Consider the following 25,125-nt stretch of genomic DNA (forward strand, 5'->3'; position numbering starts at 1 on the left):
GTTTCCGCTGCTCCGGGCGACAGGGGGCTCCTCTCGGAGCTGCAAGCCGCAAGTTTCAAGCGGCAAGCTGATCGCCTCCACTCCACCGCACTGCTCCTGCTGCCAGCCACCACTGCCGGCTTTTTGCTTTTGCTTTTGCTTGCGGCTTGTGGCTGTCGCCACTAAGCCTGCTGCACCATCACCGCAGCCTGGGCGCGATTGTCGACCTTGAGTTTGGCGAAGATGTTCTTCATGTGTGACTTGATCGTCTCGGGTGTGACGTTGAGATCACGCGCTATCTGCTTGTTCGACTTGCCTTCGGCCACCAACTGAATAACCTGCCGCTCCTTGACGGTCAGCGTCAGCAACGCACCGTTTCCGCCGCCTTCCTCCACCGGCGTATCCAGCCCCAGCATGTCGGCAAGCTGAAGCTGCAGATCAGGCGGGCAGTAACGCGCGAACAATGCGCCAATATCATGCCCGGGCAGGTCGCCAAGCAGACTTACCATTCCTGTGTCCCTGACAATACCAACGACCGACTCCAGCAGCGCAGCGGCACTGGCGACACCGCGCTCGCGGCTCAACAGCACGCCAGTAACGATGCCCAGTTCAACGTAATACATCCAGATCTCGCTGGTGCGCATTTGCTGCAGCATCGCCAGCGCCTCATCAAGCACTGCGGAATCACAACGTTCCAGATCCAGTGCCAGCCAAAGGCGGGACAATAATGCAAAGTAGGCTCGATCAACCCATTGATCGGGCCAATCGAGCCGCGCAAGTTGCTGCAGCATGGCACTGCAGACATTGGCCTCACGCGGCTTGCGCTCAATCAGGTGCAGTCTGACCCGCTCCAGCAGCGCACGCGCCTGCAGCCTGGGCCAGCGCCGCTCCAGGGCCAGCGACTCAAGCTCGTCCAGCACCCGGCGCGCCTGGGCAAAACGCGACTGATGAGCCAACAGCCGCACCTGCGTCATGCAGGCAAATGCGGTGCATTCGATAAAGCTGCCGGTCTTGATGTAGGGCAACGCCTCCTGCAGCTTTATGTCTGCTTCTGCATACTCTGCGCGCAGGTAATGACCGAAGGCTCCCAACCCCTTGGGCAATGCAGTCAATACCGGATTGGGCCGACGCAAATCCGGGGCGAATAACTCGTCGGCCTGATCCAGCAGTCCATCCAGCGTCGCCATGCCCTGAACGATGCGTCCTTGATAGAACTCACTCAGGGCGTACAGCGATTTGCGGTAGCACTCATGCAGGAAGTAGCCACCATTTCCCTGCTGCAGGAGTTGGGTCGGGGGCAATGCGTATAACTGGTCCCAGCGGCAGGCGCGCATGTGCGCACCACAGAGGATATTGAGCAATACGTTGCGAGCCCAAGGGCTGCCAAGGCCGGAGCTGATGCAGGCATCGGCGACCGGCGCTGCCAGGCCGTAGCGATCATCAAGCGCCCAGAGCATGGCCTTGATGGCCTGCACCTCCCAATGCAGTGCGGCGGCTTCCTCTCCCGCATCAAGCTGTTGAACCTCTGCCTCCAGCTCCTCGGCAAGGCGCATGGCCGAGGCGTACTCCAGCGCCAGCCCCATCGCCCAGGCACGGGTGACCTTGAGCGCCAGCGAGCTATCACCCGACTGCATCTTCCAGCGTTTTTCCATCAGTACCAGGGTGCTGAAGTCACCCTGTTCCATCAGGGTGGTAGCACATTCCTGAATCCATTCTCGCAGTTGCTCCACATCGCCGCTCAACATCCCAAGCTGGATCGCATCGAACCAGAGCTGGCGCTCGGCGAACCATCGGGCTGCACCCAGCAGGAACTGCCGCGCCGCAACGTCATCCCGGGCCAGACAGGCGCTGCGCAGGTGCTCGCGAAATAACGGGTGCAGGCTGAACCAGCTGTCCTGCTCGTCCAGCACATTGAGGAATAACTGACGTCGCCGCAAAAGCTGCAGGAGCGCCTCTGCCGCAGAGTCACCCAGCAGGCTGCGCAGCAACGGCAGGCTGAACTTCTCCAGCAGCCCAACCGAGCAGAGCGCTCGACAGGTATCGACATCCAGCTGGCCCAGCAACTCGTCAAACAGATTGCTGATACTGCGTGGCATATAGCGCCCACTACCCGGTGCCGGCGCCAGCAGGTACGCTCGCAACGCCGCTATCCAGCCGTCAGCGGCCTGCTGGATGCTGCACAAGTCACCGCCCTGTTCCGGCTGCAGCCCGCCCTTGCGCAGCAGGTCGCGGGTTTCATCAGCGTCGAACCGCAGCAGCGCCACGTCGATATCCAGTCGATCATCGGCATAACAATGCTCGACAATCGCCTCAGGCAAATCCTTGCGGCCAATGAATACCAGATGAACATGCTCGGGAGCCCGCTGAACCAGACAACGCAGCGCCTCAATCAGCACGTCATCGCCAATGCAGTGGTAATCATCGAAAAAGATCGTAAGCGGCTGCGCACTCTGCTCCAGATCGGCGAGCAACAGGCTTGCCAGTGACTGCGCACTGCCTGCCGACGGGCTCAGGGCCCGCGCAAGGCAGCTGCAGGCAACTGAAGGAAGCACATGATTGATGGCAGCACAGAGGTAATACAACAGACGGTGGGCGTTGTTGTCATCGGCATCCAGCGACAACCAGGCAACACCCTGACCCAAACTGGAGAGACGCTCGGCCCAAATGCCGGCAAGCGTGGTTTTCCCGTACCCCGGTGGCGCTTCGACAATGGCGACGCGACGCTCGGTCAGTCGCTCGGCAAGCTGCTCAAGACGTGGACGAGGAAGAACGCCTCGGCCACGACGCGGTGGGGTGATTTTGGTCGTCAGCAACACCGGTAGATCGTTGCCCCCGTCCTGCCCGGGGGAGGATTGCGGAGCAATCCATTCCACGCGATTCCTGTTCATGAATTCGATCCATGCCGAGCACGGGCTGCCTGCGACAGCCTCTTTTTGTTATTCCACTACCTACCCTAGCAGAGCGGCAGCACAGCGCACGGCAACAGCGCCAGAGAGAAGGGGTGACCGCCATTGCCAGCCACCCCATCATACGAACGGCACTGTTTAGAGTAAATACTCAATCAGCATCACCAGTCACAGACTGAACGCCAACGGCTCACTCGGTTTCGACCTGAGTGGTTGGCAAGGCGCTCTCGTATTCACGCTGCATCACGTACAGCTTGATCTGGCGGGCCTGCTCTGCTGACAGGCTGTCCGCAAACGAGGCCATACCCTTGCCGCTGAACGCACCCTGCAAAACGATGGCTTCCCAGGCATCGCGAACGGCGTCGGAAGAATGACGCAGATCCGGGATGACGCCGCCGCCAACTGCTCCAGCGCCGTGACAGACCATGCAGTAAGTGGCATACAGGTCGGCCCCTGCGCTGATGTCAGTGGCGGCAGCGACCACCGGCTGCGGGACCCGATCGAGCTGCTGCTGCAGCGGTGCCGGCGACAACGCGGCCTTGCCACCCAGCTTGAACACCAGCATGCGACTGACGTTCCGCGTGCCGACAGCAACGGCTGCATCGCCACCAAACAACGCCGCAGCGCCGCCCCATCCTGCCATCAGGGCAATGTACTGTTCGCCGTTGTGACGATAGGTCATGGGCGCGGCAATGACGCCGGTCTGTGTGGAGAATTGCCAAAGCGGCTGCCCCGCGTCAGCACTGTAGGCCTCAAGTTGACCTGCCGAGGTACCCTGAAAAACCAGATTACCTGCGGTCACCAGAGTGCCACCGTTCCAGTGGTTGGGCCGTTCCACCCGCCAGGCTGGTGCCTGTTTGACCGGGTCCCAGGCAATCAGGGCACCGGTTGCATACTCGCGCGGAAGCCCCCGGTTTTCCAGGCCGGCTCCGGTGTTGAAGGCATTACGTACAACGAAGTTTCCGCCCTCGTTGGCGTAGGTCGCAGGTATCTCCTGATAGGGCAGATACACCAGTCCGGTAAGCGGGCTGTAGGACATCGAATGCCAGTTGTGTGCGCCGAAAGGGCTTGGCCAGATCAGTGCCGGCTCGGTTTCGTAACGCGCATTTGGCGCCTCGACAGGACGCCCGGTTGCCATGTCAATACGCTCTGCCCAGGTCACCTTGCCGAACTTCTCGGCAGACAGCAGCTCTCCGGTCGCCCGGTCAAGCACATAGAAAAAGCCGTTCTTCGGGGCCTGCATGATGACCTGACGCGGCTTGCCGTCGATCTCCAGCTCGGCAAGGGTCAATTGCTGGGTTGCGGTATAGTCCCAGCTATCCCCCGGGGTAGTCTGGTAGTGCCATACCAGTTCGCCTGTCTCGGGGCGCAGGGCCAGGATGGATGACAGATACAGATTGTCGCCGCCGCTAGGGCTGCGAACCTCGCGATTCCACGGAGAGCCATTGCCGGTGCCCACATACAGCAGATTCAATGCCGGATCATAGGCCATGCTGTCCCAGGCGGTGCCGCCGCCACCGAGATCCCAGCGGGTTTTCTCGCTCCAGGTCGGCAGCGCCTTTTCCAGCGCAGGCGAGGCTTGCGGCCCCTGGGCCGGGTCTGCCGGTACGGTGTAGAAACGCCAGCGCATGTCGCCGGTCGCCGCATCATAGGCCGAGAAATAGCCGCGCACACCAAACTCTGCGCCACCGTTGCCGATCAGGACCATATCATTGAGTACACGGGGCGCGCCGGTAATGGTGTAGGGCTTCTCCCTGTCGACTGTTTCCCGGGTCCAGACCGGCTTACCGGTTTTGGCATCCAGCGCGATCAACCTGCCGTCGAGCGTACCGACGTATACCTTGCCCTTCCACAGTGCGACGCCGCGATTGACCGCGTCACAGCACGCCTGGCGCCCCCGTGCACGGTCTACGCCGGGATCATAGCTCCACAGAATGCTGCCGTTCTCGGCATCCACCGCCATTACTCGACTCCAGGAAAGCGACGTGTACAGCACGCCATCGTGATACAGCGGTGTCGCTTCCAGCCCGCGGGTATTGTCCAGATCAATGGACCACGCCAGCCCAAGCTGATCAACATTGCCGGTATTGATCTGCTGCAGCGGGCTGAAGCGCTGCTGCGACCAGGTCCGATCGTAGCTCAACCACTCACTGCCATCGGTTTCTACCGTCAGCATCGCGGCGTTATCCACTGTAACCGCGGGTGCGGCAGTCGCCAGCACACATAATGACGCCACCAGGGGAAAGGCAATCAACTTCTTCATGGGCATGACTCTTCTGTTGTCGTTATTGTTGTCGTTGATCTGTTTATTGACGTTCAGACGGCATCGGCAGCGAACTGGCGAATCGCATCGGCAACCTGTGCCGGCTGCTCCAGCGCCAGCGAGTGACCGGCCGCCGAAATCACCCTGCACTGCCCGCGCCCACTGCGTTCGACTATCTGCTCGGATAGCGCCGTGCTGTAGGCATGGTCTTCAGCGCCAGCCAGGACCAGCAGCGGCACACGCAGGCCGGCAAGTTCATCGAGTACGGAGGCGCGATGGATGACCTCCCTGGCAGCTACGCCGATATCCGGCCCCAACTTGCGCATGTGCGTACGCCACCGAGCGCACAGCGCCGCGTGCTCGGGGCTGCGCAGGGTCTGATCCCCGAACATGATGTACATCAGGGTATCGACCTGATCGGCGGCACCTTCGGCAGCCAGCTGATTGACCAGCGGCTCGAACTCGGCCAGTTGGTGCTCCCGATCGGCGCTGCTGCCCATCACTATGCACCCCGCCAGACGCTCGGGATAACGGGCAGCAAGGCGCAAGGCAACGAAGCCCCCCATGGAGTTGCCTGCAACGTAACAGGGCGCAAGGTCAAGAAGATCGATGAGAGCTGCCAAATCCTCGGTGAGCGAATCCATGTCGAGCGGCCCGCTGCGACTACTCAAGCCCTGCCCCCGGTGATCGTAGGCAATGATCTCGAAATACGGGTGCAGCAACTCGATCAGCGGCTCAAACATCCGCCAGTCAAAAAACAGTGAATGGCTCAGAACCAGAACCGGCTTGCCCGGCTGGGGGAAGCGCTCGAAGTGCAGACGAACGTTATTTACCGTCAGGTAAGCCATGAACAGACCCCGCGTTGAATGTCGGAGCCTGATGCTAGGGTCAGGAACCCTGCAGGTTCAGCCCCCCTGTTGGGGGATATGGGGAGGATGAATGGATGGCTACAGCGGCAAGCGGCTGAGGCTAGCCACAAGCCACAAGCTTCAAGCTTCAAGCTTCAAGCAAAAACAAGCTGGAAGCCAAGAGTTTGCGTTTGTGGTTGAGCAAAGAGCAAGACCTTACCGCCTGTTGCACGGCAGACCCTGACTTTCAGTTTGGGCTGTACCCGATGGCAGCCAAGCTACCACACCAAACCCAGGCTTTTGGCTTTTGGCTTTTGGCTTGAAGCTTGCAGCTTGCTGCTTGCTGCTTTCAGGTCAAAAAAACGCGCCCCTGAGGGCGCGTTTTTCAGACACTGCGAGCAGGTTTGATCAACCGCACTTGCTGTCGCCGCAAGCCAGGCAGGTCAGGCAGCCGTCCATCTGGATCGCGGCCTTGGTGTGGCACTTGCCGCACATCTGCGAACCTTCAGGATAGGCGTTGGCGCTGTCGTCGCAGTCGGCTTCAGTTTGCGCCTGGGGCTTGAGATTGGCGAACTCGGCGCGCTTCTGCTCAAGGTACGCCTGCTGGTGATCGTCCATCTCGTCCTTGATCATGCCGATGCGCTTGAGATGCTGGTCCAGCACGTCGCCGATTTCAGCGACGAGCGAGGGGCTCCAGCGGCCACCGCGCTTCATATAACCACCCTTGGGGTCAAACACGCTGCGCAGCTCTTCAACCAGGAAGGTGCAGTCACCGCCCTTGCGGAACACAGCAGAGATAATCAGCGTCAGGGCTGAAATCCACTGATAGTGCTCCATGTTCTTGGAGTTGATGAAGATTTCGAAGGGACGACGACTCTCGTGGTCGCTGCCGGAGTTGAGCACGACGTCATTGATGGTGACATAGATCGCGTGCTCCGAGGTCGGAGTCTTGATCTTGTAGGTCGAGCCCTCAAGAAACTCGGGGCGCTTGAGCTTCTCGTGCATTTCCTCGATCGCCGGAGCAGCCTTGGCTTCCGGGGCCTTGGCCGGTTCATCGGGTTTGACTACAGCATAGTCGACAATCTTGCTGTTGATCTTCAGTGCCATGTCTTTCACTTCCTCGCCACGCCTGGGCGTGGCCGGTTCATCAGGTTTGCGAACTACCGTGTGCCGCCGCAGCGGCACGGGTTCAGAATTTGCCGTAGTAGCCTTCTTTCAGGGCGTCATACAGGTTGGCGGCGGTGTGCAGCTCGCCATCATACTCGATCTCGTCGCCACCCTTGGCTTCGATGAAGGTGCCATCGTCCAGCTTGAAGCGGTAGGTGGTGTTGGCCAGATCCTGTTCCTTGACCAGTACGCCCTGGAATGCTTCCGGGTTGAAACGGAAGGTCGTGCAACCCTTCAGCCCCTTGTGGAAGGCGTACATGTAGATGTCCTTGAAGGACTCATACGGGTAGTCGGTCGGCACGTTCGCCGTCTTGGAGATCGACGAGTCAATCCACTTCTGAGCCGCGGCCTGTACGTCAACGTGCTGAGTCGGGGACACGTCATCAGCGGCGATGAAGTACTCCGGCAGGTTGCGCGACTCGGCGTCCATGCTCGGCAGCGCATCAGCATTGATGAAATGCCGGTACGCCAGCAGTTCAAAGCTGAACACGTCAACTTTCTCTTTCGACTTCTTGCCTTCGCGGATCACATTGCGGAAATAGTGGTGCGCGAAGCTCGGCTCGATACCGTTGGAAGCATTATTGGCCAGCGACAGCGAGATAGTACCGGTAGGCGCGATAGAGCTGTGGTGAGTAAAGCGCGAACCTTTCTCGGCCAGTGCAGCGGCCAGCTCGGCATCTTCGCCTGCCACCTGCTGCATATAGCGGCTGTACTTGGCCCACAGCACCTTGCCAGCGACCTTGTCACCGGCCTTGATACCGTCAGCAACCATTTCCGGACGCTTGGACAGCATCGCCTCGGTCACCACAAACTCTTCGTCCATGATCGGCGCGGCGCCCTTTTCCTCTGCCAGCGCCAGACCGGTACGCCAGCCCTGCATGGCCATCTCGCGGGACACCTGCTCGGTGAACTCCAGGGAGGCGGCCTCACCGTATTTCATGCGCAGCATGGTCATGGCCGAGCCAAGGCCCAGGAAGCCCATACCGTGACGGCGCTTGCGGTAGATCTCGTTGCGCTGCTGCTCCAGCGGCAGGCCGTTGATCTCGACCACGTTGTCCAGCATACGGGTGAAGATGTCGACAACGCGACGGTACTCGTCCCAGTCAAACCGGGCCTTTTCAGTGAACGGATCACGAACGAACAGCGTCAGATTGATCGAACCCAGCAGGCAGGCGCCATAGGGCGGCAGCGGCTGTTCACCACAGGGGTTGGTTGCGCGAATCTCCTCGCAGAACCAGTTGTTGTTCATCTCGTTGACACGGTCAATCAGGATGAAGCCGGGCTCGGCGAAGTCGTAGGTGGAACTCATGATCATGTCCCAGATACGACGCGCTTTCATGGTGCGGAAGATACGGCAGGCAACCAGGCCATCCGCGCGGCTGACATAGCGCTCGTTGCTCGGCCACTCGCGCCAGATCACCTGTTCCGCATCGTTGACGTCAACGCCATCGGCTTCCATCTCGGCCTGATTCAGCGGGAACGCCAGCTGCCAGTCGGCATCGGCCTCAACCGCCTTCATGAACTCTTCAGTGATCAGCAATGACAGGTTGAACTGGCGCAGACGGCCGCCTTCGCGCTTGGCGCGAATAAAGTCCATCACGTCCGGATGACCGACATCGAATGTCGCCATCTGGGCTCCACGACGGCCACCGGCAGAGGATACGGTGAAGCACATCTTGTCGTAGATATCCATGAACGACAGCGGGCCCGAGGTATAGGCACCGGCGCCGGAGACATAGGCGCCCTTCGGACGCAGGGTGGAGAACTCGTAACCGATACCGCAACCGGCCTTGAGAGTCAGACCCGCTTCGTGCAGCTTGGCGAGAATGTCGTCCATCGAATCGCCGATGGTCGCCGACACGGTGCAGTTGATCGTCGAGGTCGCCGGCTTGTGCTCAAGTGCCCCGGCGTTGGAGGTAATACGGCCAGCCGGAATCGCGCCGTGACGCAGTGCCCAGAGAAACTTTTCGTACCACTCCTCGCGCAGCTCCGGTGCTTCCACCTCGGACAGGGCACGAGCGACACGCTGAAACGTCTCGTCAACCGACTTGTCGATGGCTTTGCCATCCTTGGTCTTGAGGCGGTATTTGGTATCCCAAATGTCTTCTGACGCGGGCTGCAAAGGGATGCTGGTCACCACATTATGCAGGCGCTGCACCTTGGCTGTTTGACTCATTTCTGTCTCCTGAAAACGCGACCTGAACCACCATCTAGGGCTTGACGCAAAGGCTTTTGACCTGTACGCATCCCGGCCGACAAAACACTATTTGTTGTGCATTCCGGGCAATGCTAGACCCACATATGGTAAATATCAACATCAAAAAAACAGGCTTTTTTGTGTTTTCCGGGTTGACAACCAGGCAGAGCGTTAACAACAGGAGAGTACTGTCCCGGCGTGCCCTGTACTGGCACGCCGGCGAAGATCGCGCACCTAATCGGCGCCGTCTATCGGAAAGAAGCGGCCACCACTCCATACACCGATTCGCTGCACACCTGCGACTTCGGCCTCAACCGCCAGGTCGGCCAATTCGTAGAACACCGTGCGACTTATCAGTGCGTCCAGATTGGCGCGAACTCTGATGTAGGGAGACGGCTCCCCGGATTGCGGATCAAGCTCAACGCGCAATGGATGCTCCCCATCAAGCGGGACCTCATCCTCGAGGCTGGTATGAAACAGCAGTTGCTGCTGCTCACCCTCGCCACTGACAGACAGGCGGACGGCGACAAAGGGCGCGTCGTCGACCTGGATCGCCCAGCGCTCCACCGGCGTTACCAGGTAGTAGCGCGCGTCTTGGTCAAGCCTGAGGATGGTTGAGAACAGCTGCGCCAGCGCCAGGCGCCGGATCGGTTCACCCTCGTGATACCAGGTGCCGTCACGGGCGATACGCATATCCATCTCGCCACTGAGCGGCGGATTCCACAAATGCACGGGCGCAGGCTCACGGCGCTGCAACTCTCCGCGCTGCGGCAGACTATTGAGCAGCGACTGCGGCGGCGGTGCACGATCGGACATTTTTCCTCCTGACCGGACGCCCTCAGCGCCCCAGCAGTTGACCGGTATAATCCTGCAGCGGCGGGCGCAGCAGGTCTTCGGGCGAGGCCTTGTAAAACTGCAGGAAGCCACCGCGTGTCTCGATACGGGCAAAATCGACCAGGTGGCGGGTGCCGACCTCCAGCAGCATCAGTTGCAGCACGCCCCGATCCAGCCCGAGATCACCCCAATGGCCGGACTCTTCCCACTCTTCGATACTGCCCACGGCATCATCTGCTGCGGCAAACCGTGTGTAGAGCAGGTAGTCGTATCCGAAACTGCGAGCCTCGGCCAGCGCCTCCTCCAGCCCCAGCGGCTGCTGGGCACGGCGCACAACAGGAAAGACTTCGACGGCTGCGGCAAATGCTTCCTCGGCAACCACATTGGGACGGGCATAGGGATTGCCGACGGGCAGGAAATGCCCCTGGGCAATATAGAGTTTGGAGTCGGATTGAATAACCCAGGTGCTGCTGCGCTTGATGCGGTAATGGTTGAGCACGCCGGCATCACCCAGATAGTAGCCGGCCTGATCCTGCAGATCGGAGGGCTTCATGCAGCCCGACAGTAGCAACACTGCCAACAGCATCAATGCGTAGCGCATAGCATCTCCTAGAGTCCGCGCATCCATTCTGGACGCAGGCCCGCCTGATCAGGCCGACTGATGGCGTGATCGATCTGCGCCAGCAACCGGTCCTTGTCCTGCCCCAGCTCGCCCTTCAAGACCAGGGCATTGGATGCATGGTCGCTGCGAAACGTGCTGTTGTCCAGCGCCAGCTCGGCAACGAACTGGCGCAGCTCGGAGAACAGTTGCTGCTGATTCAACTCGACAAAATCCGGATAACGCTCACGGAATCGCTCCATCCCCTGGGGGAAACTGACGACCAGCGTCGACACGAACTCCGGCTGGGTCTGGTTCAGCAATCTGGCGGAGTTCAGCGCGTGCTGCTTGCTAAGCGACAGACCGCCTAGGCCATTGAGGATCATCACCGAACGCTTCAAGCCAGCTTCCCCCGCCTTGATCAAGGCATCGGCTGTCGAAGCGGCTGTCTCGCCCTTGTTAACCCGCTCAAGCACCTCGTCATCACCTGACTCGGCACCGACATACAGCATCGCCAGGCCGGCCTCACGCAACTCTTTCAGCTCTTCAACCGATTTGCGCTTGAGATTGCGCGGCAGGCAGTACGAGGTCACCCGCTCGACGCTCGGGATGTGCTCGGCAATGGCTTCGAGAATCCGCAGCAAACGATGGGTCGGCAGGACCATCGCATCCCCGTCGGCGAGAAAAATGCGATTCACAATATAGCGCTCGCCAACCCGGCGAATCTCGTCCAGCACTTCGGCCTCGTCGCGAGCACGAAACTTCTTCTGCGGCGCCGTGTACATTTCACAGAACGTGCACTTGTTCCACGAACAGCCGTTGGTCACCGGCAAAATCAGCGAATGCGCCTCACTCGGCGGGCGGAAAACCGGCTCGATATAACTGACCGGAAACGCCTCTTGCATAGCCATGCCCCTCTCCTCTGTACCCGGCGCTGAGCCGCACAAAACCGCACATCATAGCCAGTCTGACTGGCGAAGCAAACCACCCGGACGTGTTTAGCTCTGCGTGACAGAGTTCACATATAGTTTCAACGCATACGCATAACTCGCATTCGCCCTGAGGCCGGATCACTTTCAGCATATGCCTCAATCTTTTAAACAGTACAGGACAACAATAATGAGTACTGCTCGCCTGACGCCGACCTCGGCATCAACACTCAAGCTACTTTCCGTCGCCGTCGCGGCCCTCACGCTATCCGCCTGCCTGTCAGGTGGCGGCGGTGGCGGTGCCGACGGCCCCAACCCCCTGGCGATTGAAACCAGCGAGGGCAAAGTCGTCGGTATCAGCAACGACGGCATCCGCGTCTTCCGTGGCATTCCCTACGCCGCGCCGCCGGTTGGCGACCTGCGCCTCGCCCCGCCGCAGCCACCCGCCAGCAGAAGTGCAACACTCAGACTGAGCGAAGAGTTCGGCAACAGCTGCCCGCAGTCCGATCTGACCACTGGCCAGCAGGTAGGCAACGAGGACTGCCTGTACCTGAACGTTTATGCGCCCGCTGAAGCGGAGGATCTGCCGGTGATGGTCTGGATCCATGGTGGCGCCTTCGTGTTTGGTAACGGCGGCGGTGAGTACGACCCGACGCGCCTGGTCGAACAGGACGTTATCGTCGTGACCCTCAATTATCGCCTTGGCAATCTCGGTTTTCTGGCCCACCCTGCCCTGGAATCCGACGCCGGTAACTTTGCCCTGATGGATCAGCAGCTGGCGCTGGCCTGGGTCAAGGAAAACATCACTGCCTTTGGCGGTGATCCGGCCAATGTCACAATCTTCGGCGAGTCCGCCGGTGGCCACAGCGTGATGAGCCACATAGTCTCGCCCCGGGCTGAAGAGGCGGACCTGTTCCAGCGCGCCATTGTCCAGAGCGGCTCCTATGCGCCCTTCCAGATGCCCAAGGCAACAGCGCAGTTCCTCGGCACATCGGTAGCCAATGGACTCGGCTGCACCGACCCGGAGACCGCTGCAAGCTGCCTGCGCTCCTTGCCGGTATCGGCGTTCCTGGCGGCCCAGGGCTCGCAGTCAATCCCGGTTGTGGATCCGGACGACGACTTGCTGCCCAAGTCCATTCAGCAGGCACTGGCCGACGGCGACTTCAACAGCTCGCTCGACATCATGATCGGCAGCAACCAGAACGAGGGCACCCTGTTCGTCGCGCTGGATGAAGTAGGAGGCGATCCTATTGATGACGAGGCGGAATACCGTGAGCGCGTTGCCGAGTTCTTCCAGCCCTACCAGGCGAGCATCCCCTTCGACGACGACCAGATCGCCACCGATTATCTGGACTTTGTTGACGGTGAGGCAAAACCCTTCGAGGCAGCCCTGTCCGGTATCTGGACCGACTTCATGTTCGCCTGCAACGCCTACTCGCAGGCCAGCACCTTTGCCGGCGCCAGCATGAATACCTTCCAGTACTGGTTCCGTGACGAGGACGCCCCCTGGACCCTGGTGCCGCCATTTGCTGTGAGCTTCCCGCTGGGGGCCACCCACGCCGGGGAAATCCCTTACGTACTCTACCCACAGGCCATCATGGAGCAGCGCTATACCGGCGATCCGGATGACCTGAACAGTCTGGCCGGCGAGATGGTCGACTACTGGACCCAGTTCGCAAAAACCGGCGACCCCAACACCACCGACGGGGTCGCAGCAGCCTGGCAGCAGGCAGCGACCGGAAACCTGATGACGCTGGACGTACCCAACGCAAGCAACGCAAATACGTTTGGCTTCCTGGGCTATCACCACTGCAGCTACTGGGCTGACCCGCCGCTGGTATTGCGCTGATCGACCAGATCGGCCTCGCCCGGCGGGGCCGATCGCCACTCGGCGCTCGGCAAGATAGCGAGAAAGTTATCCCGTGCAACCCCACGCGCTACCGTTTCCGGTAACGCATCAAGAAACGGCTCAAACCCGCGCATATATTTTCCGATACTGCCGAACTGCCCCACCACATCCGAGCCGAGCATAAAGCGCTCGGGGAAATCCTCGACCAGCGCAACCCAGTCAGGGTCCGGCTTGCCTTCCGAGTCAAGAAGATAGGGCTCGCGCAGCGTCCAGGACAGATCAATATACAGATTCGGGTAGGCGGTCAGCAGCCGGCGCAACGTCGGCAATAAAAACGGCAATTGTGTTTGATGGCGATGAATTTCCATGCTAGTGCCGGCATGCGCCCAGATAAAGCGTACCCGCGGATGGTTGCGCAGCGGCTCTTCCATTTCGGCCAGATAGAGCGGATTACGCTCACGCTGCGAGGTGATATTGCTGTGCACCAGCACCGGCAGATCATACTCCGCGGCCAGCGCATAGACCCGGTGCATGGCCTCGCTGTTGGCCCGCGGTGGTTCACCATGGATCAACGCTGTCAGATCGTCGTGCCGGGTAAATACCTCGCCTATTCCCTGCCAAAAGCCGGGATACAGCTCGAGCATGCGACGGATGTGGGCATCTGCGTTCTTGTCGTTCGGATTGAAGCCGGATAGAAAGGGATGAAACCGCCGACGCTGTTCCGCCGGCATCGACGCAATCGCATCAGCGACCAGCACATCGGTTGCACTGAACCAGTAGGCGCCGCCATCGTCACCAGCGTAATAGCGCGGGCGCTTGGGCTCATTCTCGTGCCATTGCTTGGCAACCGGCACGCCACTGATCATGGCATGATCGACGCCGGCGGCGTCCATGGCCTGAATAAGCGCGTCCGCCCCTTCTGACTCCTGAAAGAAATCAACGTAATGCAGGTGGGCGTCGGTGTATCGATAGTCCCGCGCCTGGGCGGGGTTGCCTGGCAACGTGCCCAGCATGAGCACGCCTACAGCAAGTATGCGAAAGATGGGCAAGGTCTGACTCCTGACATGGCTGCCCAGTTTGAGACTGCCGGTCAAATCAGGAGTTCAGCACCAGGCGCGGGCTAGGCTTCCTCACCGTCCTTGCGGCGTTTGAATCGGTTGCCCATTCGCACGCCTACATCCATCAAAAATTGCATGTAGCCCTCCTGATCCTTGATCACGTCCTGCCAGAACGGCGAGTGGTACATGGCCATCGCGCCGTGCACCAGCGCCCATGCTGCGCAGTAATGGAAGTAGGCAGGAACATCTTCCAGCTTGCCATCATCGATACGGGACTGAATCACACCGGTGATGTGATTGAAATTGGAGGTCCGGATCTTGTGCAACTCTTCGACCATGGCCGGCAACTGGTTCGACTTGACCACCTTTTCTTCCAGCCGGTCAAACAACCGATAGCGCTCGGGGTCGCTCATGCGAAACGCGAAGTACTCCCGCGAGAGGGCCGCCTTGTCGCGCTCGATGGACTCCGAATGCAGCAAATCAGCCAGGTCTCGCTCATAGTCGAGCATCAACCGCAGATAAATCTCTGCCTTGGACTTGAAATGCTTGTAGATGGTCCCTTTGCCGATGCCAACCTCGTCTGCGATCATCTCGACGGTTACACTGTCTTCACCCTGCTCAAGGAACAGGCGCAGCGCGCTATCGAGAATTTCCTGCTCACGACGACGAAATTCGCGAACTTTACGTGACTCTTTCTGCATCAAGGTACCCGGATTCAAATTGGCAAAGTGCCCCATTATGCCAAGTTGATGACTCGCTGCCCAGATTTGCTTACAAGCTGACTATCCGGTTCAAATGTGTCTAAATATGGGGAAAAAGGCCTGTTAAGGCATCACCGCGCGTGCCAGTCCCATCTTTGGCCAAAATGGCACCACACATGAGGCTCGACATGGATCTCAACCAGCAATGGCAGCATGAATTCCCGCAGGATCCGAAACTCTGCTACCTGAATCATGCCGCGGTGGCTCCCTGGCCGAAGCGGGCAGCGGACGCCGTCAGCGCCTTCGCCCGCGAAAACCTGATTCAGGGTGCGCGCGACTATCCGCGCTGGAGCCGGACCGAAAAACACCTGCGTGAGCAACTTAAAGCCCTGCTTAATGCCCCCGCTGCCAGCGACATCGCGCTGGTCAAGAACACCTCCGAGGCCCTGTCCTTTGTCGCCCAGGGATTATCCTGGGCACCCGGCGATGAAGTTCTGATCAGCGATCAGGAGTTTCCCTCAAACCGCATTCCCTGGGAGGCATTGGCAGACCAGGGCGTTCGGGTTTGCAGCGCAGCGCTGGGCAACCAGCCGGAACAGGCGCTGATCAACGCGATGACGCCGCGCACCCGCCTGCTGAGCATCAGCTCCGTGCAATACGGCAGCGGACTGCGCATGGATCTGGAACGCCTTGGTCAAGCCTGCCGCGAACGCGGCGTCCTGTTTTGCGTGGACGCCATACAGACCCTCGGCGCGCAGCCACTGGATGTCCAGACGATTGACTGCGATTTTGCCATGGCCGACGGCCACAAATGGCTACTCGGCCCGGAAGGCCTTGGCGTGTTCTATTGCCACGGTCGAGTACGGGATCAACTGAAGCTGACCCAGCACGGCTGGCATATGGTTGAGGCGATGGGCGATTATGATCGCTGCGACTGGCAGCCGGCCCGTTCGGCGCGGCGATTCGAGGCCGGCAGCCCAAACACCCTGGCTCAACAAGCTCTGTCAGCCAGCCTGTCGCTGCTGCTTGAGATCGGCATGGATACCGTCGCTGCCGAGCTTGACCGCCGCATCTGCCTGCTTGCCAGCTTGCTGGAGGCGATCCCGGGCGTGCGCATACTCAGCAATCTGAGCAACGAACGACGATCGGGCATTCTGACGTTTTCAGTTGAGGGCGTTGCGCTAAAAGAGCTGCATCGCCAGTTAATGGATCAGGGCGTGATCTGCGCGCTGCGCGGCGGTGGTATTCGCTGGTCACCCCATTTCTACACCAGCAGCGCTTGCCTCCGGCGGGCGGTCGAACAGCTGGAAGCACTGATTGCCTCGCAAAGAGATAACAACACTTCACGATAAAATACGCAGAGCGTATTCCAAATCAGTTTATAAACGCGGGAAATGAAGCTGGAAAGCAGGGCAATTTCGACAATACTGAAGTTATCAGGAACGACATACCCCCCAAGTGTTGCTCCTGTGCTGGCAGGCACTGCCCTGCCTCTGTATCACTCCTAATGGTCTTAACCCGAATTCCTCCCCCAGAATTCGGGTTTTTTTTGCCTCGAAATCAGCTTTGCGCCAGAGGAAACAAGCGATGGAAGTTATCGGTAGTTTGCTCACGGAAATGTTCCAGGGCCTCACCGCGCAACTCGGCCAGAAATGCCGCCACTTCACAGACAAACTGTGGTTCGTTCGACTTTCCGCGATGGGGAACCGGCGCCAGATAGGGAGAATCGGTCTCAACCAGCAAGCGGTCAGCAGGAACCTGACGCGCCACCTCGCGCAATGCGTCGGCATTGCGAAAGGTCACAATGCCCGACAGCGAAATGTAATAGCCCATATCCAGCGCGGCCCGGGCCATCTCCCAGTCTTCGGTAAAGCAATGCAGCACACCGGCATTGGCAAGGTCTGCCTCGCGCAGCATCTCCAGCGTATCCTGGCGTGCCGCGCGGGTATGAATCACCACCGGCTTACCCGTCTGCTTCGCCGCCTCAAGATGAATGGCGAAGGACGCTTTCTGCTGCTCGGCCAACTCGGGCTGGTAGTGATAGTCGAGCCCGGTTTCGCCGATGGCTACAGTGCGCGGATGCTGCAGTCGCTCGAGTAGCCAGACCAGATCGGTCGCCTTGCCATCCTTGAGATCGAGCGGATGAATACCGACGCTGCAGAACACATCTGCATGGCTGTCGGCCAGTTGCTGCACGGTAGCAGCGTTGTCGGCATCGACCCCGATACAGAGAAACTTGCCGACACCGCGGCCGCGAGCTGCATCCAGCAACGCATCAAGGGAGCCGTTGTAGGGCGTTAAATCAAGACGATCCAGATGACAGTGCGAATCAATAAGCATGAAGACTACATGGTGTGGGTCGGCCGATCCGATTGCAGCGCACCGGCCAGATAGGTTTCGATTTTGCTGCGCGCGGTATTATCCTGATCACTGAACTGGACACCGATACCTGCCGCGCGATTGCCCTGGGCACCCTTCGGGGTTACCCAGATAACCTTGCCGGCAACCGGGATCTTCTCCGGCTCGTCCATCAGATTCAGCAGCATGAACACCTCGTCACCGAGGCGGTAATTCTTGTTGGTCGGAATGAACAGCCCGCCATGCTTGACGAACGGCATGTAGGCCGCATAAAGCACCGACTTGTCCTTGATCGTCAGCGACAGAATACCGTTGCGAGGCCCCGGAGCCGTGGGATTAGTCATTGATCATTCCTTTCACTCAACGCGATGGCCGCCAGATTAACGTCTTTCGGCCAGCATTTTCCAGCGCGCAAGCAGCTTTTCGAGGAACAGCTGGCGATTGAGGTTGGCCTTGTTGTCGAATTGCCGACGGTGCTGCAACAGCCAATCCTGCCAATCGAGCAGCTCGCTTGCCTGAATCCGCGATGCCAAGTAGCCCAGAACCTTGTCCATATCGGCGCTGCTTGCCGCCTCCTGCGCCCCCTGATTCAGTTTCAGCAACTCCAGCGTCCAGGCGGCAAACCAGTCCAGCAGCAAATCAAGGGCGATGCTATTCCACTGCTCGGCCAGCCTGGGCGCGGATATCTGTCCCTTCAGCAGCGCCTTGACACCTTCAACCACCTTTTCCCGGTGGGCAACGGCCCCCTGCTGATGCAAGTCCAGCGCTCGCAACGGAGCCCCCATAGCCATCTGCAGCAGAAGCGTACGCTGATTGTCGTCCACATCCGGCAGCTCCGCCCCCAGCCAGTCCCGGGCCTGCTGCAGACCGGGCAACCCCAGGGGCTGCACCCGGCACCGACTGCGGATGGTCGGCAGCAGACGACTCGGCTGATCACTGATCAGCAGCAGATAGGTCTCGGCAGTTGGCTCCTCAAGCGACTTGAGCAGCGCATTGGCGGCATTCTGGTTCATCGCCTCGGCCGGCTGCAGCACAACCACCTTGCGCCCGCCCTGCTGGGCGGTTTGACTGATGAAGCCAACCAACTGACGGATGGCATCTACGCGGATCGCCTTGCCCTCCTCCTCCGGCTCGATCAGCAGCAGGTCGGGATGACTGCCGGCCTGGCGAAGCAAACAGCTGCGACACTGCTGGCACGGGCCTTGTGGTCCAGGCTGGTCACACATCAGCCAGCCGGCGAACGCTGCAGCGAAATGACGCTTGCCTGCACCCGCCGGGCCACAGAACAGATAGGCATGGGCAAATTGCTGCTGGGCGGCCAACGCAGCCCACAGCGGTTCGTGCCATGGCAAGGGGGTACGGGCCTGTTCAAGCACGCCAGCGCTCCAGAATCTGCGCGATGACCGGTTCAAGGTGACGCTGAACCTGGTCCAGCTCACCACTGGCATCGACGACTCGATAGCGCGCCGGATGTTCTGCAGCACGCCGCAGATAGGTCTCGCGCACCGCGTCGAAGAAGGCCCGCTGCTCGCTTTCAAAACGGTCAAGTGCGCTGCGCGCCCGCGCCCTCGCCATACCCACCTCAACCGGCACATCCAGCACCAGCGTCAAATCAGGCCGCAAACTGCCTTGAGTCCAGTTTTCAAGCGCAGCAATGCGAGCAGCGTCGATCCCCCGCCCGCCGCCCTGATAGGCGTAGGTCGCATCGGTAAAGCGATCACTGATGACTACACGCCCCTGCGCCAACGCCGGCTTGATCACCCGATTCAGATGCTGGGCGCGCGCAGCAAAAACCAGCAACAACTCCGCATCCGGGTCCATCGGCTCTTCATGGTGCTCGAGCAGAATCCCGCGCATCCGCTCGGCAATCGGCGTACCACCCGGCTCACGGGTCAACAGCGGTTCACAGCCTGCGCGGCGCAATGCGTCGGCAACATAACCGAGGTTGGTTGACTTGCCTGCACCCTCAGGCCCTTCCAGGGTGACAAATACACCTGTCATTGTGCGCTCTCCGGTGCAGGGCTGGATCGATAGTCGCTGCGGCGCTTGAGCTGAAACGCACGCACCGCCCGGTTATGCTCAGCCAGGGTATTGGAGAACACGTGCGAGCCATCCCCCCTGGCAACAAAATACAGGCTCTTGCCGTCAGCCGGATGCGCAGCAGCCTCGATCGCATCGCGCCCGGGCATGGCAATCGGCGTCGGCGGCAGACCATCAATCACATAGGTGTTGTAAGGTGTCGCCTGCTGCAGGTGGCGACGACGTATATTGCCCTGATAGTCCGTCCCCAGGCCGTAAATCACGGTCGGATCGGTCTGCAACCGCATGCCGATGCGCAGCCGACGGGTAAATACACCAGCGATTTCGGCCCGCTCGGACGGTACTCCGGTTTCCTTCTCCACGATCGACGCGAGAATCAGTGCCTCGTACGCAGACTTGATCGGCAATCCCTCATCACGCTCTGCCCAAACCTCCGCCAGTACCTGCGCCATACGCTCGTGCGCGCGCTGCAGGATGTCCCGATCACTCATGCCCAGCGTGTACTGATAGGTATCCGGGAAAAAACGTCCCTCCGGATGTTCACCCTCATACCCCAGAGCCGCCATGACCTCGGCATCGCTCAGGTCTGGCGACAAGGTCTGCTCCAGGTGTTCGGCCGCACGCAGCGCCTGGCGCACCTGATTGAAATTCCAGCCTTCAACCAGTGTGAGGGTACGTTGAACAACCTCTCCGCGCTCCATCATGTGCAGCAGCTCGGCCGCCGTCATCTCGGGCTGCAGTGCGTACTCACCCACATGCAGCACGGCCCCCTTCATTTGCCACTGCCAATATCGACGCAGCCAGCCTGCGCCCTCAAGCACACCCTGCTGCTCAAGACGCGCAAAGACCCGCCCCGGAGTGCTGCCGGCCTCAACCACCAGCGTGCTCGGTTCCGTCAGCTGCAACGGCTGATGCAGCGCACGCTGCAGGGTGAGAAAGCCCCACACACCGCCGACCAGACCAATGACACAAACCAGAAACAGTGAAACAACCAGAAACTTGGCAAAAATCTTCACAGATAAACCTGTTCAGCCAGGGATTGCAGCAGCCGGGTTTCGCCCCCGACCTGCCAGACCTGATCGTCCAGCCCTACAACCGGCCAGACCCCTATCAAACTATTGCAGCAAAATACCTCATCCGCCTGGTACAACGCGTCACGACTGAGCGGTGCTACACGTGCCGGCTGCCCTCGCTCGGCCAGCTGGGCGAGAAGGTATTCGCGCATCACCCCCTGCACACCACAGCGGCCGAGATCTGGCGTAACCCATTGCCCGGCCACACGCGCAAACAGATTGCTCATGGTGCATTCGATCACCGCTCCCTGCTGATCGCACACCAGACCCTCGGCAAACGCCGGATCCTGCCATTCGCTGCGCGCCAGCACCTGCTCCAGCCGATTGAGATGCTTGATGCCCGCCAGCAGCGGCTGATCGGCCAACCGTGTTGTACAGGCAAACAGATGGACGCCATCACGCCGGTCAGACGGATACAGAGGCAAGGGGGAAATCGATATTACCCGCGACGGCGTTGCGTCAACCGGCATGGCATAGCCACGCTGACCGGTGCCGCGGGTCAGTATCAGCTTGACCACCCCGTCGCCGACCCTGGCTGCTGCGTTGTTCAGCTCGGCGGCAATCAACTCCGCCTGAAAGGGTATTCGCAACGCTGCACAACCTCGCTGCAGACGTGCCAAATGCAACGCCTGCAACGGCAGTGTACCGCGGCAGGCACGCAGGGTTTCGAACAAACCATCACCGTAGGCAAGGCCGCGATCAGTGACAGGCAGGTTATCAGCAACCCGCCCGTTTACCCATGTCGTCGCCACCGGTGTGGGCTGGCTCATTCGCAGCGACGGAATACCAGGCTGCCGTTGGTACCGCCAAAACCGAAGGAGTTGGACAGCGTGACCTCAATCTTGCGCTGCTGCGCCTGGTGCGCAACGTAGTTCAGATCACACCCCTCGTCCGGGTTATCCAGATTGATGGTTGGCGGCGCCACCTGATCACGCAGTGCAAGGACACTGAATACCGCCTCTACCGCGCCGGCAGCGCCCAGCAGGTGTCCTGTCATCGACTTGGTCGAGCTGATGGCCAGATCACGGGCATGGGAGCCAAACACAGACTTGACCGCACAGGTTTCGGCAATGTCACCAGCCGGAGTCGAGGTGCCATGGGCGTTGATATAGTCAACATCCTCCGGGTTCAGACCGGCATCCCTGAGCGCATTGACCATGCACTTGGCTCCGCCACGCCCGTCTTCCGGCGGTGCAGTCATGTGATAGGCGTCACCACTCATGCCAAAACCAACCAGCTCGGCATAAATGCGCGCACCGCGAGCCTTGGCGTGTTCGTACTCTTCCAGCACCATGGCGCCAGCGCCGTCGGACAGCACGAAGCCGTCCCGCTCACGATCCCAGGGGCGGCTCGCGCCCTGCGGGTCATCGTTGCGGGTCGACATGGCACGGGCCGCGGCAAAACCGCCCAGCCCCAGACCGGTAGTCGCCATCTCGGAACCACCAGCCACCATGACATCGGCTTCGCCATAGGCAATGTTGCGCGCGGCCATACCGATGCTGTGCGTGCCAGTGGTGCAAGCAGTGGTCAGCGCGTAGTTCGGCCCCTGAAGACCGTACTGAATAGACAGGTAACCTGCGACCATGTTGATGATCGAGCCGGGCACAAAGAACGGAGAGATGCGACGCGGGCCGCTGTTCAGCAACTGCTCACAGTTCTTCTCGATGTTGGTCAGACCACCAATACCCGACCCCATGACCACACCAATGCGGTCGCGATTCTCGTCGGTGACTTCGAGACCCGAGTCCTGAAGCGACTGAATACAGGCCGCCAGACCGTATTGAATAAACAGGTCCAGCTTGCGCGCTTCCTTGGCCGCCATGTACAGCTCGACCTCAAAGTCGCGAACCGAGCCGCCGATGCGGGTTGAGAACGCACTGACATCCATATGTTCGATCGGACCGATACCGCTTTTGCCCGCCAGGGCCGCCTGCCAACTGCTCTCAACCGAATTACCCAGCGGCGACAGCATACCCAGACCAGTTACAACAACGCGTCTGCGCGACACGGCACACTCCTTATTCAACTCGTGAAAACCGCTACAGGCCCGCGAGCCTGCGCAAAATCGCCCTATTGTCCGTGCAAATGCCGCCTGCGGCAACACGAACCGCGGCACAACCGACAGGTGCAAATAGCCGGATGCAAAAAAGCCGCAGCCTGGAAACCAGTACTGCGGCTTTTTTCGTCCTGCAAGCAGGCTACGTGATTACTTCTGGTGAGCGTTCACGTAGTCGATAGCTTCCTGAACGGTGGTGATCTTCTCGGCTTCTTCATCCGGAATCTCGGTCTCGAATTCTTCTTCGAGAGCCATCACCAGCTCCACGGTGTCCAGGGAGTCAGCGCCAAGATCTTCAACAAAAGAAGCACTGTTGGTTACTTCTTCTTCTTTGACACCGAGCTGCTCGGCAACGATTTTCTTGACGCGTTCTTCGATGGTACTCATACCTTGTTCTCACTCCTATTTGCAGTTCCGAGAAGCCGGACTGCGGGTAGTTTATAGAAACAATTCTCTTGGTTTCAAGCGCGAATCGTCTCTGACGCAAAGAGGTCAAAGCCTGCGGCTTCCACCCAATGAAACTCAAGCCAATATCGACCCCGGTCGATACCGGCAGTGAATTACATGTACATGCCACCGTTGACCGGCAGTGTAGCACCGGTGATGTAGCCAGCATTTTCGCTCGCCAGGAACGCAACAGCGGCAGCAATTTCCTCTGCCTGCCCCAGACGACCGAGCGGAATTTGCTCCAGCATGACCGAACGCTGGCTGTCATTAAGCGCACGCGTCATGTCGGTGTCAATAAAGCCAGGTGCTACCGCGTTCACAGTAATGGCTCGCGAACCGACTTCTCGCGCCAGCGCGCGGGTAAACCCTTCCATACCCGCCTTGGCCGCAGCGTAGTTCGACTGACCGGCGTTACCCATGCAGCCGACCACGGAACTGATGTTGATGATACGCCCCCAGCGGCCCTTGGTCATGCCCCGCAGGACTGCCTTGGACAAACGGTAGACCGAGCTGAGATTGGTGCCGATCACATCATCCCACTCTTCATCTTTCATGCGCATCAGCAGATTATCGGCGGTGATACCTGCATTATTGACCAGGATGGCCGGCGCACCGTAGGCCTCGGTAATGGCCGACAAAACAGCACTGACAGACTCGGCGTCACGCACATCCAACTTCATGCCGGTACCCTTGTAGCCCGCCTCTGCCAGCTTGCCAGCGATCGCCTGAGCGCCCGCATCGCTGGTAGCCGTGCCGACGACCACTGCACCCTGAGCGGCCAGCGCATGCGCAATTGCCTGCCCAATCCCTCTGCTGGCACCGGTAACCAGTGCAACCTTTCCTTCCAGACTCATGCCCTGCTCCTCAAGCAAACTGCGCGCGGAACGCATCAAAACCCGCCACGCTTTCCAGACTGTGGTTGTTGACACCTTTGGCGCAACGCTTGTTCAGACCACCCAACACCTTGCCCGGTCCACACTCGACCAGATCGGTTACGCCCTGCTCGGCCATGTAAACAACCGACTCTACCCAGCGAACCGGACTGTACAGCTGCTCGACCAGCAACTGACGCAGCGCGTTCACGTCCGACGCCGGACGCGCAGTAACGTTCTGCACCAGAGTAATCTCCGGCGCGCGCCAGCTCAGCGCCGCAAAGTCCTCAGCCAACTGCTCGGCAGCCGGCTGCATCAGCGCGCAATGCGAAGGCACGCTGACCGGCAGCGGCAGCGCACGCTTGGCACCAGCCGCCTTGCAGCCATCAATCGCACGAGCGACGGCGTCGACCTGCCCGGCAATCACAACCTGACCCGGCGCATTGAAGTTGACCGCACTGACTACCTCACCCTGAGATGCCGCAGCGCAGATATCAATGATCTGCTGATCCTCCAGCCCCAGAATAGCAGCCATGCTGCCCTGCCCTTCGGGCACAGCCTGCTGCATCAACTGGCCGCGACGCTCAACCAGACGCACCGCATCGGCAAAATCAAGCACATTGGCCGCAACCAGCGCCGAATATTCACCCAGGCTGTGCCCGGCAACAAAGCCAGGACGCACGCCGGATTCGGCACACCAGAGTCGCCACAGGGCAACAGACGCAGTCAGAATCGCAGGCTGGGTGCGATCGGTGCGATTCAGATCCGCTTCAGGACCGTTCTGGCTCAGCGCCCAGAGATCGTAACCCAGAGCACTGGATGCTTCGGCAAACGTCTCAGTGATAATCGCGTGCTGCTGGGCCAGTTCGCTCAGCATGCCGACGGACTGGGAGCCCTGACCGGGAAAGACAAAGCCAAGGGTGTTAGTCATAACATCATCCTGTTATCAA

At 59.9% G+C, this 25,125-nt stretch carries 22 protein-coding genes; 2 read left to right on the plus strand and 20 right to left on the minus strand.

All coding sequences use genetic code 11. From position 1 onward, the window contains the following. Positions 1-161 precede the first annotated feature (161 nt). The 8 genes from AC13EY_RS17045 to AC13EY_RS17080 all read right to left on the minus strand — a co-directional run bounded on the left by AC13EY_RS17045 (position 162) and on the right by AC13EY_RS17080 (position 11,703). Entirely contained in the window at positions 162-2,867 is a 2,706-nt protein-coding gene (locus tag AC13EY_RS17045) for a LuxR C-terminal-related transcriptional regulator (RefSeq protein WP_482876912.1), read from the minus strand. Between the two features lie 208 nt (positions 2,868-3,075). Further along, entirely contained in the window at positions 3,076-5,148 is a 2,073-nt protein-coding gene (locus tag AC13EY_RS17050) for a PQQ-dependent dehydrogenase, methanol/ethanol family (protein ID WP_233049432.1), read from the minus strand. A 53-nt stretch (positions 5,149-5,201) separates the two neighbouring features. Then, positions 5,202-5,996: an alpha/beta fold hydrolase gene (locus AC13EY_RS17055; RefSeq protein WP_228246219.1), complete on the minus strand. Its 795-nt coding sequence runs from the start codon at positions 5,994-5,996 to the stop codon at positions 5,202-5,204. Positions 5,997-6,404: 408 nt separating this feature from the next. Continuing rightward, positions 6,405-7,103, minus strand: coding sequence for a TSCPD domain-containing protein (locus AC13EY_RS17060; RefSeq protein ID WP_088275359.1), 699 nt, complete (start codon positions 7,101-7,103; stop codon positions 6,405-6,407). A gap of 82 nt (positions 7,104-7,185) precedes the next feature. Beyond that, positions 7,186-9,339, minus strand: coding sequence for an adenosylcobalamin-dependent ribonucleoside-diphosphate reductase (locus AC13EY_RS17065; protein ID WP_233049430.1), 2,154 nt, complete (start codon positions 9,337-9,339; stop codon positions 7,186-7,188). A 255-nt stretch (positions 9,340-9,594) separates the two neighbouring features. Continuing rightward, positions 9,595-10,176 (minus strand): DUF1285 domain-containing protein, encoded by a 582-nt coding sequence (locus AC13EY_RS17070; RefSeq protein ID WP_233049429.1) that lies wholly within the window; start codon positions 10,174-10,176, stop codon positions 9,595-9,597. A gap of 22 nt (positions 10,177-10,198) precedes the next feature. Further along, on the minus strand, positions 10,199-10,795 hold the full coding sequence (locus tag AC13EY_RS17075) for a DUF4823 domain-containing protein (protein ID WP_482876916.1): 597 nt from the start codon (positions 10,793-10,795) through the stop codon (positions 10,199-10,201). 8 nt (positions 10,796-10,803) lie between these two features. Continuing rightward, a complete protein-coding gene (locus AC13EY_RS17080; RefSeq protein WP_233049427.1) occupies positions 10,804-11,703 on the minus strand; it encodes a radical SAM protein in 900 nt (299 codons plus the stop codon). Between the two features lie 208 nt (positions 11,704-11,911). On the opposite strand from AC13EY_RS17080, the gene AC13EY_RS17085 reads away from it, so the two are divergent. Continuing rightward, complete coding sequence (locus AC13EY_RS17085) at positions 11,912-13,570, plus strand: carboxylesterase/lipase family protein (protein WP_233049426.1); 1,659 nt, start codon at positions 11,912-11,914, stop codon at positions 13,568-13,570. On the opposite strand, the gene AC13EY_RS17090 is transcribed toward AC13EY_RS17085, so the two are convergent. After that, positions 13,537-14,583, minus strand: a complete 1,047-nt coding sequence (locus tag AC13EY_RS17090; protein WP_233049864.1) for an amidohydrolase family protein — start codon at positions 14,581-14,583, stop codon at positions 13,537-13,539. The two genes, AC13EY_RS17085 and AC13EY_RS17090, sit on opposite strands and share 34 nt — an antisense overlap. Positions 14,584-14,690: 107 nt before the next feature. Next, positions 14,691-15,329, minus strand: coding sequence for a TetR/AcrR family transcriptional regulator (locus AC13EY_RS17095; protein WP_088275433.1), 639 nt, complete (start codon positions 15,327-15,329; stop codon positions 14,691-14,693). Positions 15,330-15,517: 188 nt separating this feature from the next. Here AC13EY_RS17095 and AC13EY_RS17100 point away from each other — a divergent pair, with 188 nt between their 5' ends. Then, positions 15,518-16,681: an aminotransferase class V-fold PLP-dependent enzyme gene (locus tag AC13EY_RS17100; RefSeq protein ID WP_233049425.1), complete on the plus strand. Its 1,164-nt coding sequence runs from the start codon at positions 15,518-15,520 to the stop codon at positions 16,679-16,681. A 208-nt stretch (positions 16,682-16,889) separates the two neighbouring features. Here AC13EY_RS17100 and AC13EY_RS17105 read toward each other — a convergent pair whose 3' ends face one another. From AC13EY_RS17105 to fabD, 10 genes are all read right to left on the minus strand, one after another. Continuing rightward, a complete protein-coding gene (locus AC13EY_RS17105) occupies positions 16,890-17,669 on the minus strand; it encodes a TatD family hydrolase (protein WP_228246211.1) in 780 nt (259 codons plus the stop codon). A gap of 5 nt (positions 17,670-17,674) precedes the next feature. After that, complete coding sequence (locus tag AC13EY_RS17110) at positions 17,675-18,031, minus strand: PilZ domain-containing protein (protein ID WP_088275375.1); 357 nt, start codon at positions 18,029-18,031, stop codon at positions 17,675-17,677. A gap of 36 nt (positions 18,032-18,067) precedes the next feature. Next, positions 18,068-19,063, minus strand: coding sequence for a DNA polymerase III subunit delta' (locus tag AC13EY_RS17115; RefSeq protein WP_335598877.1), 996 nt, complete (start codon positions 19,061-19,063; stop codon positions 18,068-18,070). Then, positions 19,056-19,688, minus strand: a complete 633-nt coding sequence (tmk, locus tag AC13EY_RS17120) for a dTMP kinase (RefSeq protein ID WP_228246209.1) — start codon at positions 19,686-19,688, stop codon at positions 19,056-19,058. Before tmk ends, AC13EY_RS17115 begins: the two co-directional genes overlap by 8 nt. Beyond that, positions 19,685-20,737 (minus strand): endolytic transglycosylase MltG, encoded by a 1,053-nt coding sequence (mltG, locus tag AC13EY_RS17125; protein ID WP_335598880.1) that lies wholly within the window; start codon positions 20,735-20,737, stop codon positions 19,685-19,687. Before mltG ends, tmk begins: the two co-directional genes overlap by 4 nt. Positions 20,738-20,739: 2 nt before the next feature. Next, positions 20,740-21,570 carry an aminodeoxychorismate lyase gene (gene pabC, locus AC13EY_RS17130; protein WP_335598878.1) on the minus strand — a complete coding sequence of 277 codons (831 nt, stop codon included), beginning with the start codon at positions 21,568-21,570 and terminating at the stop codon, positions 20,740-20,742. Continuing rightward, positions 21,567-22,808 (minus strand): beta-ketoacyl-ACP synthase II, encoded by a 1,242-nt coding sequence (gene fabF, locus AC13EY_RS17135; RefSeq protein ID WP_233049420.1) that lies wholly within the window; start codon positions 22,806-22,808, stop codon positions 21,567-21,569. Before fabF ends, pabC begins: the two co-directional genes overlap by 4 nt. Positions 22,809-23,006: 198 nt before the next feature. Further along, on the minus strand, positions 23,007-23,243 hold the full coding sequence (acpP, locus tag AC13EY_RS17140; RefSeq protein WP_088275384.1) for an acyl carrier protein: 237 nt from the start codon (positions 23,241-23,243) through the stop codon (positions 23,007-23,009). A gap of 173 nt (positions 23,244-23,416) precedes the next feature. After that, positions 23,417-24,157: a 3-oxoacyl-ACP reductase FabG gene (fabG, locus tag AC13EY_RS17145; RefSeq protein WP_482876921.1), complete on the minus strand. Its 741-nt coding sequence runs from the start codon at positions 24,155-24,157 to the stop codon at positions 23,417-23,419. A gap of 10 nt (positions 24,158-24,167) precedes the next feature. Next, positions 24,168-25,106: an ACP S-malonyltransferase gene (fabD, locus tag AC13EY_RS17150; protein WP_338213484.1), complete on the minus strand. Its 939-nt coding sequence runs from the start codon at positions 25,104-25,106 to the stop codon at positions 24,168-24,170. Between the last annotated feature and the right edge of the window lie 19 nt (positions 25,107-25,125).

It is taken from the genome of Halopseudomonas sp. L-58 (genome assembly GCF_056859475.1).

Coding starts and splice junctions, on each gene's coding strand:
- AC13EY_RS17045 (WP_482876912.1), bottom strand. CDS start 2,867: ATGAACAGGAATCGCGTGGAATGGATTGCTCCGCAATCCTCCCCCGGG.
- AC13EY_RS17050 (WP_233049432.1), bottom strand. CDS start 5,148: ATGAAGAAGTTGATTGCCTTTCCCCTGGTGGCGTCATTATGTGTGCTG.
- AC13EY_RS17055 (WP_228246219.1), bottom strand. CDS start 5,996: ATGGCTTACCTGACGGTAAATAACGTTCGTCTGCACTTCGAGCGCTTC.
- AC13EY_RS17060 (WP_088275359.1), bottom strand. CDS start 7,103: ATGGCACTGAAGATCAACAGCAAGATTGTCGACTATGCTGTAGTCAAA.
- AC13EY_RS17065 (WP_233049430.1), bottom strand. CDS start 9,339: ATGAGTCAAACAGCCAAGGTGCAGCGCCTGCATAATGTGGTGACCAGC.
- AC13EY_RS17070 (WP_233049429.1), bottom strand. CDS start 10,176: ATGTCCGATCGTGCACCGCCGCCGCAGTCGCTGCTCAATAGTCTGCCG.
- AC13EY_RS17075 (WP_482876916.1), bottom strand. CDS start 10,795: ATGCGCTACGCATTGATGCTGTTGGCAGTGTTGCTACTGTCGGGCTGC.
- AC13EY_RS17080 (WP_233049427.1), bottom strand. CDS start 11,703: ATGGCTATGCAAGAGGCGTTTCCGGTCAGTTATATCGAGCCGGTTTTC.
- AC13EY_RS17085 (WP_233049426.1), top strand. CDS start 11,912: ATGAGTACTGCTCGCCTGACGCCGACCTCGGCATCAACACTCAAGCTA.
- AC13EY_RS17090 (WP_233049864.1), bottom strand. CDS start 14,583: ATGCTGGGCACGTTGCCAGGCAACCCCGCCCAGGCGCGGGACTATCGA.
- AC13EY_RS17095 (WP_088275433.1), bottom strand. CDS start 15,329: ATGCAGAAAGAGTCACGTAAAGTTCGCGAATTTCGTCGTCGTGAGCAG.
- AC13EY_RS17100 (WP_233049425.1), top strand. CDS start 15,518: ATGGATCTCAACCAGCAATGGCAGCATGAATTCCCGCAGGATCCGAAA.
- AC13EY_RS17105 (WP_228246211.1), bottom strand. CDS start 17,669: ATGCTTATTGATTCGCACTGTCATCTGGATCGTCTTGATTTAACGCCC.
- AC13EY_RS17110 (WP_088275375.1), bottom strand. CDS start 18,031: ATGACTAATCCCACGGCTCCGGGGCCTCGCAACGGTATTCTGTCGCTG.
- tmk (WP_228246209.1), bottom strand. CDS start 19,688: ATGACAGGTGTATTTGTCACCCTGGAAGGGCCTGAGGGTGCAGGCAAG.
- pabC (WP_335598878.1), bottom strand. CDS start 21,570: ATGAGCCAGCCCACACCGGTGGCGACGACATGGGTAAACGGGCGGGTT.
- acpP (WP_088275384.1), bottom strand. CDS start 23,243: ATGAGTACCATCGAAGAACGCGTCAAGAAAATCGTTGCCGAGCAGCTC.
- fabG (WP_482876921.1), bottom strand. CDS start 24,157: ATGAGTCTGGAAGGAAAGGTTGCACTGGTTACCGGTGCCAGCAGAGGG.
- fabD (WP_338213484.1), bottom strand. CDS start 25,106: ATGACTAACACCCTTGGCTTTGTCTTTCCCGGTCAGGGCTCCCAGTCC.